We start from the raw sequence: 13,638 nt of genomic DNA, 5'->3' as shown, positions 1-13,638 counted from the left end.
GTTGACTGCTTAACGAAATAGTTGTTGTACGATATGTACAAAGGAATTACTTGCCGCTATTATCAGCGAGCTCATTTTCTAAAGGCTTTGCTTCCTTTACAGATTGTTTTTGAGCTGTTTGTTGTCTTGCTACTTCAGATTTGCCTGCAACGACACGTGCTAAGAAAGAATCTTCCTTATAGAACACGTTTAAATAAATAGCGAATAGGAAAAATACGAACGAGAAGAAACGCAATGGTTTTTTCATGACATTTGGATTTAGTTTTTTCAAAAGAATTGGACAATTCAAATGTAGATACAGTTTTTGAATTATGCAACAGTTCCCAAGCTAATTTCCAAAATTCAGGGTTAGTACTTAATGCGGGTCTGGTAAATTTACGGTCGGCTGAAAACCGCTACAGTATTGAGTTACAGCACTCCTTCTTTGATCTCTTCCCACAGGTCCCGATAGCATTGCGCAGCATAACTGCTGCGTGCAAATTCTTCTAGCGGAGCTTTGTGTACACCCATTTTTTCTACATCACTTAAGTACGGAATATAGTTTTCGAAGAAGCGTTTGTCTTTGTATAATTCTTCCATTACTTCGTTGTGCATGTTGCGGCGAAGATCCGTCATGGTAAAAAAGCATGTCATCTTTTTTGCATCAATTTCTTTTTCTTTAAAGAAATCCTTCACCATGTGATATGTGCGAACAGATAATGTAGTTGGTATGATCGGCATTAAAACAATATCAGCTGCATTAAAAATATTTTCTGCTAATGAACTTAATCCCGGAGGGCAATCAATGAAGATGAAATCATATTCATTCTTCAATTGTTTTAAAATTGTTGCCAACCGTTTTTTTGATCCCTGCATTTCACCAATCATTACATCGTGTGCTTTTGCAGTAACATCAGCAGGAATAATATCCAGGTTTTCGTATTCAGTTGCCATTACACTTTCGAGCAGTGATGCATCTTTCCCAACCAGATCACGCATCACTACTTTTTGCTTGGGCTTTACTTTATAATAAAACGAAGTGGCTCCTTGCGGATCAATATCCCATAGCAAGGTTTTATACCCATCTTTTGCAGCGAGGTATGCAAAGTTTACACAACTGGCCGTTTTACCAACACCTCCTTTGAGGTTAAATAAAGCAAATGTGAACATGGCTGATTTTTTTGAGGAGCTTCAAGTTAAGGAAATACAGGGAATTTCAATACTCCCCTTCAGTGACTTTATAACTGTCAAGGGTACACGGAGAATATTATTGGATCAAAACCGCCGTCTATATCTTCAACCAATTTTTTGTGGCTCCGCTCATCAACTTTTCATCCCCTCCAGCTCCTTCTGCATTCTGAACATTTCATCCCGTAACCTTGCTGCTTCCATAAAATCGAGATCACGTGCTGCCTTTTCCATTTGCTTTTTGGTTTGCGCAATGGCCCGTTCCATTTGCGGAATGCTTTGGTATACTTCCTGGTCTTCGGCTGCCTCCACCAATTCGCCGTCGGGCGACATTGCATATGGCTTCGACACATCGTATCCTTTAATATCTAAAACAGATGTTTGGCCCATTACCTGCTCAATACTTTTTTTGATGGTGCGTGGTGTAATGCCATGTTCAATATTATACTGCACCTGTTTTTCCCTGCGCCTGCTGGTTTCTTCAATGGTGCGGCGCATACTTTCCGTCATTTTATCTGCATAAAAGATCACTAATCCATCAACATTTCTTGCTGCACGGCCTGCTGTTTGCGTCAAACTTTTTTCATTCCTTAAGAATCCTTCTTTGTCTGCATCAAGAATTGCTACTAATGATACTTCGGGCAAATCCAATCCTTCACGCAACAGGTTTACACCTACCAACACATCAATGACTCCTAAACGCAGATCACGTAAAATTTCAATACGCTCCAACGTGTCCACTTCACTGTGAATGTATTTTGATTTGATGTTGATCCGCTTCAGATACTTATCCATTTCTTCTGCCATGCGTTTGGTAAGGGTTGTTACCAATACACGATCACCCTTTTTAACACGTTTATCAATTTCATTGAGCAGATCATCGATCTGGTTTACACTTGGGCGTATTTCAATTGGTGGATCTAATAACCCTGTAGGACGTACAACTTGTTCCACTACTACGCCACCGGTTTTTTCTAACTCATAATCATCCGGTGTAGCACTTACAAACACAACCTGGTTGAGTAAACTTTCAAATTCATTAAAATTCTGCGGACGGTTATCCATTGCACTGGGCAAACGGAAACCATAATCGACCAATACCAATTTTCTGCTTCTGTCGCCGCCATACATACCACTCACCTGCGGAATAGTTTGATGGCTCTCATCGATCATCATCAAATAATCTTTCGGAAAATAATCCAGCAAACAGAACGGCCTTGTACCCGGCATACGACGATCAAAAAACCGGGAATAGTTTTCGATTCCATTGCAATAACCAAGCTCACGGATCATTTCAAGGTCGTATTCCGTCCGTTCTTTGATTCGTTGCGCTTCAATGTATTTGCCAACGCTTTTAAAATATTCTTCCTGTGCAGCCGCTTCATCCTGAATTTCATAAATGATTTGCTGCATCTGATCTTTTGGTGCAATGTATAAATTGGCAGGAAAGATGGCTGCGTTCTCCACTTTGCCAATGCGCTTTCCTGATTTGATATCGATGGTTTCAATTTCTTCGATCTCATCACCAAAGAATGTGATGCGGTAACCAAAATCAACATAAGGTAAGTTGATATCAACCGTATCACCCTTTACACGAAACGTTGCCCGGCTGAAATCGCCTTGCGAACGACTGTACAAACTGTTGACCAGTGAATGCAAAAATCCCTGACGTGACAGTGTTTGCTTTTTCTGAATCCTGATGATACCATTTTCAAAATCAACCGGGTTGCCCATACCATAAATACAACTCACACTCGCCACCACAATAATATCTCTGCGCCCACTCAGCAATTCACTCGTTGCATGTAAACGAAGTTTGTCCAGCTCTTCATTAATGCTCAGATCTTTTTCAATGTACGTACCGCTTACGGGCATGTAGGCTTCGGGCTGATAATAATCGTAATAGCTTACAAAATAACCCACCGCATTGTCCGGAAAAAACTGTTTGAACTCGCCGTACAACTGTGCCACCAATGTTTTGTTGTGCGTTAACACCAAGGTTGGCTTCTGCACATTCTGGATCACATTGGCCATGGTAAATGTTTTACCGCTGCCGGTTACACCTAATAGTGTCTGGTATTTTTCACCATTGAGAATTCCTTCGGTGAGTTGTTGAATGGCCTGCGGCTGATCGCCGGATGGCGTATAAGGTGAATGAAGTTGAAAAGGCATCTGTAAAGTTAAGAACTGTTCAGTTTACTTGTTGATTGGAGAGACGACCAACAATGGCCAACAAACCTTTCGCTCTCTACCAAACAATCCAGATGTTTCTTGTAGTTAAAATAACAGACACCCTAAGATTATACATATAAAAAAAATTATTTATTGCTCTCGTATGCTGTTAAAAAATTACGGTAAAATATCTTTGCACATCAATATCCTTAATTCACTGACATGTTATCAAAATCCAATTCATCCTTAGGGAAAACACAAGCCTTTACTTTCCTGTTTATTTTTCTTTCTCTTATTACGTTTGCCGGAACCCCAATTAACGGAACCACTGCATTTAACTCTGTAAGTGGTGGCTTAAAAGCAAGCGGCTCAGCTTCAGGAAGTGGTATAACCGCTGCTGATATTGAAGGATTTGATTTTCGGCTAACAACAACAAATGGCGCTCCAACGATGAATATAGAGGTGTGGGATGGTAGTGTTAGCAGCGGAAACGGTGTAGCCCTGTATGAATCAACATCTACAACTAATCCGCTATTTTCCGGCATTTTTATTACAGCAAACAGTAGTGCACAATTCGATTTAATTTCTATTGGCATCAATGCTCAAAGTTCAGCGAGTGGTGATGCCACGGTAACCATAACCGGTCTTGATGGCTCTGGAAATCCTATCAGCGGCGCAACAACATCAGGTACGGCAAGTGTTTCATCTTTAACAACCTTCAACGTCAACAGCATTAACCAGTTTAAAGGCATTCGTGGAATACGCATAACAAGTTCAGATGTTGTTTATGCTTTCATCGATAATATCGAATTACAGAATGTAGCCTTATCTACACTTCCCGTAAGCTGGATTGATTTTACGGCTAAGCCAGAAAACCAATCTGCAGTACGTTTAAACTGGTTGACATCATCTGAACAAAATACAGATCATTATTCTGTTTTACATAGCACAAATGGTCAAAGTTGGGAAACGATTGGCACTGTGGCAGCAGCAAGTAACAGTACCACTGTAAGCAGTTACATTTTCTTACACAATCATCCATTTGCCGGAAACAACTATTATCGTCTGCAACAAGTAGATTTAGATGGCAACCGCAGTTACAGCAAAATTATCAGCATCGTTACAGGACTAAAAAACAATCGTTCAGTTTTTCCAAATCCTGTTGTAAGAAATACGTCCTTTTCAGTTCAGTTAAAACAAAGCTGCACGATTGAATTGTATAATAATACCGGTCAATTAGTGCTGCAGAAGTATCTGCCTGCGGGTATGCATTCAATTTCTGTTGGCTCAATACCGGCCGGGGTTTATCGATTGAAAGAAGACAATAAAAGCAGTTCGATCATAATCCAGTAACGAAAGATTTATAGAAGAAGTAAGATTACAGTTCGACATGCTTTCGTTTCATTAAACAAATAACCGGCTTTCGCCGGTTATTTGTTAATTATTTCCTTGTCCACCATCTCGTCTGCGTTGCTGCATCTGCTCCTGCATTTCTTTCTGCTTTGCTTTCAGTTTTTCTTTTTGTTCTGCGGTGAGTAATGCTTCGATCTGCTCACTGTATTTTTTGCGCATGTCCATCATCTTTGAACGCTGCTCTTCACGGCTAAGAGAGCTGTTGTTACGAATGGCTTCCATCTCTTCCCGTTGCTTTTCCTGGATAGCTTTTACCTTTTCCTGCTGGTCTTTGGTCAAATTCAGATCCTTGTACATATCTACACGTGGACCTCTGCCTCTTGATGTATCTGCAGGTGGTTGTGCTTTTGCAACTACGCCGATGAACATAAAAGCTAATAAAAATTGGAGTAATTTCATTTTTATAATATTTAGTTTGAACAGGATTAGACGGCAGTTTTCAAAAAAGTTTACGCCGTTTGAAAAATACTTTACATGAATTACCTCGCCCATGCATACCTATCGTTTCACCAGCCCGACATACTTGTCGGCAATATGATCAGCGATTATGTGAAGGGGAAAAAGAAATTCGACTATTCGCCCGGTATTCAACAAGGGATGAATCTTCACCGTGCCATCGATACGTTTACCGACGACCACGCTGTAACCAAAGAAGCAAAAGAGATCTTCCGGCCACATTACCGTTTATATGCAGGTGCTTTTATTGATGTAGTGTACGATCATTATCTCGCAACTGATCCAGCGATCTTTACCGATTCCTCATTACAGGAATTTGCGGCAGCTACTTACGAACATCTTGAACCTTACTCGGCCGTTTTTCCAGAACGCTTTGCCGGAATGTTTCCTTACATGAAAACACAAAACTGGCTCTACAATTACCAGGAGCGCTGGGGCATTGAAAAAAGTTTGCACGGCGTAGTACGCCGTGCAACATATTTAACAGAAAGCGCTACTGCCTTTCGTTTGTTTGAAGAAAATTATGACCTGCTGCAAAACTATTATCAACAGTTTTTTCCTGAACTCTTGGCCTTTGTACAAATCTGGCTTAATGAATATAAGAATCGTATACCAGGAACTGTTTGAATCGTTCCACACAGGCACGTTCCAGCATTTCACGGTCATCGGGGTGGGCAATATCAATCAACGCTTTTGCCCGCTGACGTAAATTTTTTCCATACAACTGTGCAACGCCATATTCAGTTACCACATAATGAATGTGTCCACGAGTGGTTACCACACCGGCTCCCTGTTTCAAAAATGGCACAATACGGTTCACGCCTTTTGCAGTGCGTGATGTAAGTGCAATAATGGGTTTGCCTCCTTCGCTCAACGCTGCACCACGCATAAAATCCATTTGTCCGCCAATACCACTGTATTGTGTGGTACCAATACTATCGGCACATACCTGGCCAGTAATATCCACTTCAATTGCACTGTTGATCGCAACCACTTTTGGGTTACGACGGATCACATGCGGATCGTTCACATAATCAATATCCAGAAAAACAAATGCAGGATTATCATCTACATAATCGTAGAGCTTGCGTGTACCCACTGCAAACCCTGTTACGGTTTTGTTGGGGTGAATTTTTTTGTTGACGTTGTTGATCACATCCCGTTCAACCAGATCAATAATACCATCGCTGCACATTTCAGTATGCACGCCCAGATTTTTATGATCGTGTAATGATTTCAACACAGCATCCGGAATTGTACCAATGCCCATTTGCAACGTACTTCCATCTTCGATCATACCGGCAATGTATCTGCCGATCTTCAGTTCATCTTCGCCCACTTTTGCTCCATAATCCACTTCCGGCAGCGGTTCTTCTGTATAAACAAGTGATGTAAACCGATCGGTATGGATCAAACTGTCGCCATGTGTGCGTGGTACATTGGGGTTTACCTGTGCAATAATATGCTTGGCTGTGTTTACAGCACTGCGGGCAATATCAACACTTACACCCAGCGAACAATAGCCGTGTTTATCGGGTGGAGACACATGCACCAATGCAACGTCAATGGGCAAATATCCTTTCTTGAACAGATCGGGAATATCGCTGAGGAACACAGGAATAAAATCGGCCCTGCCTTCGTTCACTGCTTTGCGGATGCTGTTGCTCACAAACATGCAGTTAATGTTGAAGATACCTTCGTATTGTGGCTGATCAACGGTAATGTCGCCCTGCACCGTAATAAATACGAGCTCCACGTTTTCAAGCCGGTGCGATTGTTTCGCCAACTCACGTAATAAATAAAGAGGGGTTTGGGCGCTGCCCTGCACAAACACCCGTTGCCCGCTTTTGATCACGGAGAGTGCCTGTTCAACTGATTGGTAATGGATGTGCCTGTACATATGCTAAGAATTAAAATGCAAAAATAAAATACCAATAACCTGCTCCAACTGCCTACAAACAGCACAATTAGTGATTACGGACAGCAATCTTTGAGCTAAATTTGCGTTTCGAAAAACAACCATTGCAGGCCAAACCCAGTCATAACAACTGTATGGCCTATTCTCAACAAAAAATACAACAAAAGAGATGAAATTTCTATCGATGATCCTTGTTTTTGTGGCTATTGGTTTTGCAGCAACCGCACAGAATGGAACCAAATTGCCACCGCTCGATAAATCACCTATGGACATGTCTTATTACCCGGTGAATTATCCGGTGCTTCGCATTCAACCCAACAAAATAACCGAGCCGTTGATCGCAAGGGTTGTGTACAGCCGTCCCTCCAAAAGTGGCCGCAAGGTTTTTGGCGAACTGGTGGAAGATGGAAAGATCTGGCGACTGGGTGCAAACGAGGCGACCGAAATTGAATTTTTCCGTGATGTGAAGGTGGGTGGGAAAACAGTAAAGAAAGGACGCTACACGATGTATGCGTTGGAAAGCCCGGCCAAATGGACGGTGATCATTAATAAAGAAACCGATGTGTGGGGCGCATTTAAATATGATGCGGCAAAGGATGTTGTACGGGTTGATTGTCCGGTAACGAGAACGGCCGACATTACTGAATCGTTTTCGATGATGTTTGAAAAGGCAACCGAGAAAAGTATTAATCTGATCATGGATTGGGATGATGTGATGGTGAAGATGCCGATTAGCTGGTGATTGGAAGTACGATATTAGATGTACGATGTACGTAGTGAACTAAATTTAAATTGTTTGATAAATAGTTGATAAAGCTCTGTAGAAATGCAGGGCTTTTTTTATTTGTTTAACTGCAACGTCTGATAGATCACAAAAAAATAGTACTCAAAGTTGTTCAGTCACTCTTCAGTTGAGCAGACAACAAGCTCTGTTTTTCTTTTTGGTTTATCTGCATCGAATGTTCGATTTTTACAGCATGTGTGGTATAGCCGGAATTATTTCAATAAACCCCCATCATGTTTCAACAGATCGGTTGAAAGCCATGACAGATTCAATTGCGCATCGTGGACCGGATGGTGAAGGTTTTTGGTTGAATGAAAACAAAACAGTTGGTTTTGGTCACCGGCGCTTGGCCATTATTGATTTAAGCGAAACCGGCAAGCAACCGATGCACTTCCCTTTTCTTACAGGAGAAGTACGCTTTGGTTTGACAGAAAGAGGGCCAAGAGAAAGAGCCCGTTACAGCATTACCTACAACGGAGAGATCTATAATTATCTGGAGCTGAAAGAAGAGCTAAAACAAAAGGGTTATACTTTTTTTACGCATTCTGATACAGAGGTGATCCTTGCTGCATACGATCATTGGGAAGATGAATGTCTTCAACAGTTCGATGGCATGTTTGCCTTTGCCATTTGGGATGAACAGGAACAAACGCTGTTTACTGCACGTGACCGTTTTGGTGAAAAGCCATTCTACTATTTTTTTGATGGTGAACAGTTTTTATTCGCCAGTGAAATGAAAGCTCTCTGGGCTGCAGGTGTAGAGAAAAAGATCAACCACAGCATGCTGCTCAATTATATCGGGTTGGGTTGGGTAAAAAATCCTGCTGATCTGTCGCAAACATTTTATGAAAACATCAGCAGCTTGCCACAATCGCATTATCTCAAACTGGATATGCGTACCGGTAAAAATGAGATCGGGCAATACTGGGATCTTGATAAAGAAACAACATCAACAATAACAGAAGCTGAAGCAATTGAACAGTTTCAACAACTACTCAATACATCTGTTACAAGAAGATTGAGAAGTGATGTGGAAGTTGGTACATCGTTGAGTGGCGGATTAGATAGTTCAAGCATTGCTGCAATTATCAAAATCCAAAATCCAGATTCCAAATTACAAACCTTCACCGCTTCGTTTCCTGGCTTTGAAAAAGATGAAACAGCTTATGCCAAACAGGTAGCAAATCAGTTTCAACTACAGCAACACTTTGTTACTCCAACAGCAGAAACATTATTGAATGATATAGAAAAATTAATTCATCAGCAGGAAGAACCATTTCAATCGAGCAGTATTTATGCGCAATACAAAGTATATGAACTTGCGAAGCAACGGGGCGTAAAAGTTATTCTTGATGGACAAGGTGCAGATGAAACACTTGCGGGTTATCATAAATACATTCATTGGTTTCTCCAGGAGAAAAGTCGTGATTCGTCAACCGTTAGTCGTGAGTTAAAGGCATTCGCACAAAACAATATTTCAGTTGATTGGGGTTGGAAAAACAAACTTGCTGCAAAGTTTCCCGAAATGGCAGCAGTACAATTAGAAAACAAAGCCAACAAAGAAATACTGAACAATAAATTCATTGCGAATAATTATCGTAAAACAAATTTTAATAAGAAAAGTATTTTCAAACCAACTGTCAGCAAGCTCAACGATCTGCTGTATTATAATACCATGCGGCTGGGATTAGAAGAATTGCTGCGTTATGCTGATCGTAACAGCATGGCACATGGCGTGGAAGTGCGTTTGCCATTTTTATCGCATGAGTTGGTGCAGTTTATTTTTTCATTGCCTTCGCATTATAAACTGCAAAACGGTTTTACCAAATACATCTTAAGAGAAAGTATGAAGCAGACGCTACCTTCTTCCATTGTTTACCGAACCGACAAGATCGGTTATGAACCACCGCAGCAACAATGGATGCAATCGGTAGGTTTTAAAGAATTTTTACAAAACAGCCGACAAAAACTGGTGAAAGAAAACATCCTGAAAAAAGAAATTCTGCAGCAACCTGTGAATGCACAATCAGCACATGCTGTTAAGAATGATGATTGGCGTTATTTCTGTGCGGCGCATCTGTTGTAATTCCTCATCTTTGCAATCCCCGTCTGACGCCCTCGTCTGACGGACCAGACATCTCAACTCATTTGTCAGACGAAAAAAATATAGATATGAAACTAGATACTAAAATGATCCATGCCGGTTCGCATCCCGATCCTTCAACCGGTGCAATTATGACACCTATTTATCAAACCAGTACGTATGTGCAGGAAGCGCCGGGTGTAAACAAAGGATTTGAATATGCAAGAAGTCAGAACCCAACCCGTTTTGCATTAGAAGAAGCAGTGGCAGTGATTGAAAACGGAAAGTTTGGTTTAGTGTTTGGCAGCGGCGTAGCAGCAACTGATGCAGTCATCAAATTACTTGCTCCCGGTGATGAAGTGATTGCAGCAAGTGATATGTACGGTGGTACGTATCGCCTGTTCATGAAAGTATTTGAAAAATTCGGGTTGAAGTTTATTTATGTGGATACCACCAATCCTGATAATGTAAAAGCGGCGATCACTGTTAATACAAAACTCATCTGGCTTGAAACACCTACCAATCCGTTGATGAATATTACCGACATCAAAGCGGTTTCCGTAATTGCAAAAGAAGCGGGTGCATTGCTTTGTGTTGACAACACCTTTGCTTCTCCCTATTTACAAAACCCGTTAGATCTTGGTGCTGACATTGTGATGCACTCCGCTACAAAATATCTCGGAGGCCATAGTGATGTAATACAAGGTTGTTTGGTCATGAATGATAAAGAATTGCGTGAAAAATTATACTTCATTCAAAAAAGCTCCGGTGCAGTTCCCGGACCAATGGATTGTTTTCTGGTGTTGCGTGGTATTAAAACCTTGGCGGTACGTATGAGAGCGCATTGTGCCAACGGTGCAAAAATTGCACATTGGTTAAAAGCAAATCCAAAAGTGGCGAAAGTATATTGGCCTGGCTTTACTGATCATCCCGGGCATGAAATTGCGAAAGCACAAATGCGTGACTTTGGCGGTATGATCAGTTTTGAATTGAAAGACGATAGTATTGAAGAAGCAAGACGTGTATTATCATCCACACATTTATTTGCATTGGCTGAAAGTTTAGGAGGCGTGGAAAGTCTCATCAATCATCCGGCAAGCATGACGCATGCCTCTATTCCAAGAGAAAAACGAATCAAAGATGGCTTGCACGATTCGCTGATCCGTTTGAGTGTTGGTATTGAAGATGCAGATGATCTGATTGAAGATCTTGCGAAAGCGATTGGATAATGAAACAACAAGATTTAAAAAAGTTTCTCAATGCGAAGGTTGATTTCTACAATCAACCTTCGTTCATTAAAGATGATCCCATCTGCATCCCTCATCTGTTTACCAAAAAACAGGATATTGAGATCGCCGGTTTTTTTGCAGCCATCTTCGCCTGGGGCAACCGCACTACTATCATCAACAAATCAAGAGAACTCATGCAGCTGATGAATATGCAGCCGCATAATTTTTGTCTGAACCATGATTTGGGTGGATTGAAAAGATTAACAGGATTTAAGCATCGCACATTTACTACAGATGACCTCTATTACTTCATTGAATTCTTTCATCAACATTATTCAAAACATGATTCATTGGAAACAGCCTTCTTTCCAAAAAAAGGAATGACGGTGGAAGAAGGATTGAATCATTTCAAAAACTATTTCTTCTCATTCGAGCATTTGAAACGAACAGAGAAGCACGTTTCGGCACCCATGCAAAAATCAACCTGTAAGCGATTGAATATGTATTTGCGCTGGATGGTGAGAGATGACAACAAAGGCGTTGATTTTGGCATTTGGAAAAACATCAAACCAGCTGACCTTATTTGCCCACTGGATGTACATGTGTCAAGAGTGGCACGACAGTATGATCTGCTTTCCCGCAAGCAAGACGATTGGGAAGCGGCGCTTGAACTCACAGCCAATCTGCGTATCTTAGATAAGAACGATCCAGTGAAATATGATTTTGCGTTGTTTGGAACAGGTGTAATGGAAAATAAATTTTAGAAACAATTCAAATGAACCCCGTTAAGCTCATCCAGTTTTTGATTCTTCTTGTTGTCAACTTCGTTATCGTTACATTGATCAACTATGCCTTTTTGGTGTGGGTGGCCAACAAAGCAGATACGACCATCAGTTCTGTACTGGTAAAAAGTAGCATCATCGCCATTGTATTAACGGTGCTTTTTACGTTTTACAATAAAAGGAAAGACAAGTCAGATGAGTGATCCTAACCAGGATATCATCCCCTTACTCAACAAAGAATTATCGCTTGATCTTTCTGAGAAGTTAGCGATGAGTGAACTGGAACAGCAGCTAACCGATCATATCAACCTACTTATCAATACAGATTTTGAAAAGCTGGTCTATTATCTCTACCGCATTGATGTAAACGAAACAAAAATGAAACAACTGTTGCAGCAACAGGGCGGAGAAAATGCCGCACAATTGATCGCAAGGCTCATCATCGACCGGCAATTGCAAAAGATCAAATCACGGGCTGAGCATAGATCGGATACTATAGATGACGAAGGAGCTGAACGTTGGTAAGATCGCTGCTCAATCGTTTGCCCTGTTAACGTTTGGTAAACAGTAAATAAGTAATTTTAAGTATCAACTTAAACAAGGCTTATGAAATTCTTTAAACGATTGTTGAAATGGATTGTCATTCTTCTTCTCGTTCTTACAGTCATTTATTTTTTAGGTCCTGACCCATCTACTCCTGTTTATACAACTACATTACCTGCTGTTCCAACTGAAGCCGCGGCATTGGAAAACTATATTACACAAAATGAAGCTCAACGAAAGGTAAAACCTGAAAATGAAGCAAGGATCGTTTGGCAAAATGATTCTTTGAAACAAAAAACAGAATATGCGATTGTTTATCTGCATGGTTTTTCTGCTTCGCAGGAAGAAGGCGATCCGGTACATACCGCCATCGCCAAAAAGTTTGGCTGCAATTTATATTTAGCAAGGCTCTCTGAGCATGGTATTGATACAAGTGACGCTATGTTTCATCTTACTTCAGAAAACTATTGGGAAAGTGTAAAGCAGGCTTATGCTATCGGGAAGCAACTCGGCAATAAAGTAATTGTAATGGGCACTTCTACGGGCGGAAGCAATGCATTACAGCTGGCGGCCAATTATCCTGAGATCGCATCCATTATTCTTCTCTCCCCCAACATTGCGATCAATGATCCCAATGCGTGGCTGGCGAATAATCCTTGGGGTTTACAAATTGCAAGATTGGTGAAGGGATCTGATTACCAGATCACCAGCGATCAACGGGATATTTACAAAGCACATTGGTATTCAAAATATCGTTTGGAAGCGGTTGTGAATCTGCAGGAATATTTAGAAACAGTGATGGTGCCGGAAACATTCGGGAAAGTGAAACAACCAACACTCATGCTCTATTATTACAAAGATGATGTTCACCAGGATAATGTAGTGAAAGTAAGCGCAATGTTGAAAATGTATGATGAGCTTGGCACAGTATCTGACCAAAAAAGAAAAGTGGCGATGCCCAATACAGGCGATCATGTGATTGGTGGTTATATTAAATCGAACGACTATCAAGGTGTGGAAACAGAAATAACAAAATTCATGACGGATGTGTTGAAAATGCCGCTTCAAACTAATTGATCATTTTAAAACAG

Annotated in this window: 14 protein-coding genes; 9 read left to right on the top strand and 5 right to left on the bottom strand. The window is 40.9% G+C overall.

Annotation, left to right across the window (positions count from 1 at the left end; genetic code table 11):
- Positions 1-46 precede the first annotated feature (46 nt).
- The 3 genes from WG989_RS06665 to uvrB form a co-directional block, all read right to left on the bottom strand.
- A complete protein-coding gene (locus WG989_RS06665) occupies positions 47-247 on the bottom strand; it encodes a hypothetical protein (RefSeq protein WP_340428198.1) in 201 nt (66 codons plus the stop codon).
- A gap of 161 nt (positions 248-408) precedes the next feature.
- Entirely contained in the window at positions 409-1,149 is a 741-nt protein-coding gene (locus tag WG989_RS06660; protein ID WP_340428197.1) for a ParA family protein, read from the bottom strand.
- A 153-nt stretch (positions 1,150-1,302) separates the two neighbouring features.
- Positions 1,303-3,339: an excinuclease ABC subunit UvrB gene (uvrB, locus tag WG989_RS06655; protein WP_340428196.1), complete on the bottom strand. Its 2,037-nt coding sequence runs from the start codon at positions 3,337-3,339 to the stop codon at positions 1,303-1,305.
- A 222-nt stretch (positions 3,340-3,561) separates the two neighbouring features.
- Here uvrB and WG989_RS06650 point away from each other — a divergent pair, with 222 nt between their 5' ends.
- On the top strand, positions 3,562-4,692 hold the full coding sequence (locus WG989_RS06650) for a T9SS type A sorting domain-containing protein (protein WP_340428195.1): 1,131 nt from the start codon (positions 3,562-3,564) through the stop codon (positions 4,690-4,692).
- Positions 4,693-4,776: 84 nt separating this feature from the next.
- Here the strand turns inward: WG989_RS06650 and WG989_RS06645 are convergent, their stop codons facing one another.
- Positions 4,777-5,151 (bottom strand): Spy/CpxP family protein refolding chaperone, encoded by a 375-nt coding sequence (locus tag WG989_RS06645; protein WP_340428194.1) that lies wholly within the window; start codon positions 5,149-5,151, stop codon positions 4,777-4,779.
- A gap of 75 nt (positions 5,152-5,226) precedes the next feature.
- On the opposite strand from WG989_RS06645, the gene WG989_RS06640 reads away from it, so the two are divergent.
- Complete coding sequence (locus WG989_RS06640) at positions 5,227-5,835, top strand: acyl carrier protein phosphodiesterase (RefSeq protein ID WP_340428193.1); 609 nt, start codon at positions 5,227-5,229, stop codon at positions 5,833-5,835.
- On the opposite strand, the gene WG989_RS06635 is transcribed toward WG989_RS06640, so the two are convergent.
- The gene (locus tag WG989_RS06635) at positions 5,798-7,108 is read right to left on the bottom strand and encodes an acetyl-CoA hydrolase/transferase family protein (protein WP_340428192.1); all 1,311 of its coding nucleotides are present in this window, start codon (positions 7,106-7,108) and stop codon (positions 5,798-5,800) included. The two genes, WG989_RS06640 and WG989_RS06635, sit on opposite strands and share 38 nt — an antisense overlap.
- A 187-nt stretch (positions 7,109-7,295) precedes the next feature.
- On the opposite strand from WG989_RS06635, the gene WG989_RS06630 reads away from it, so the two are divergent.
- The 7 genes from WG989_RS06630 to WG989_RS06600 all read left to right on the top strand — a co-directional run bounded on the left by WG989_RS06630 (position 7,296) and on the right by WG989_RS06600 (position 13,624).
- Positions 7,296-7,868, top strand: coding sequence for a DUF2911 domain-containing protein (locus WG989_RS06630; RefSeq protein WP_340428191.1), 573 nt, complete (start codon positions 7,296-7,298; stop codon positions 7,866-7,868).
- Positions 7,869-8,085: 217 nt separating this feature from the next.
- Positions 8,086-9,996 carry an asparagine synthase (glutamine-hydrolyzing) gene (gene asnB / locus WG989_RS06625; protein WP_340428189.1) on the top strand — a complete coding sequence of 637 codons (1,911 nt, stop codon included), beginning with the start codon at positions 8,086-8,088 and terminating at the stop codon, positions 9,994-9,996.
- Between the two features lie 86 nt (positions 9,997-10,082).
- Positions 10,083-11,222: a cystathionine gamma-synthase gene (locus WG989_RS06620; RefSeq protein ID WP_340428188.1), complete on the top strand. Its 1,140-nt coding sequence runs from the start codon at positions 10,083-10,085 to the stop codon at positions 11,220-11,222.
- A complete protein-coding gene (locus WG989_RS06615; RefSeq protein ID WP_340428187.1) occupies positions 11,222-11,986 on the top strand; it encodes a TIGR02757 family protein in 765 nt (254 codons plus the stop codon). The genes WG989_RS06620 and WG989_RS06615 overlap by 1 nt, the downstream gene beginning before the upstream one ends.
- Before the next feature lie 11 nt (positions 11,987-11,997).
- Positions 11,998-12,207 (top strand): hypothetical protein, encoded by a 210-nt coding sequence (locus WG989_RS06610; RefSeq protein WP_340428185.1) that lies wholly within the window; start codon positions 11,998-12,000, stop codon positions 12,205-12,207.
- The gene (locus WG989_RS06605; RefSeq protein ID WP_340428184.1) at positions 12,200-12,529 is read left to right on the top strand and encodes a hypothetical protein; all 330 of its coding nucleotides are present in this window, start codon (positions 12,200-12,202) and stop codon (positions 12,527-12,529) included. The genes WG989_RS06610 and WG989_RS06605 overlap by 8 nt, the downstream gene beginning before the upstream one ends.
- A gap of 81 nt (positions 12,530-12,610) precedes the next feature.
- The gene (locus WG989_RS06600) at positions 12,611-13,624 is read left to right on the top strand and encodes an alpha/beta hydrolase (protein WP_340428183.1); all 1,014 of its coding nucleotides are present in this window, start codon (positions 12,611-12,613) and stop codon (positions 13,622-13,624) included.
- The last annotated feature ends 14 nt before the right edge of the window (positions 13,625-13,638 follow it).

Origin of the sequence: Lacibacter sp. H407, assembly GCF_037892605.1 — a bacterium.
GTDB lineage: Bacteria > Bacteroidota > Bacteroidia > Chitinophagales > Chitinophagaceae > Lacibacter.
The sequence above is the reverse complement of the archived record's forward strand: the minus strand, read 5'-3'. Positions and strand labels throughout refer to the sequence as shown.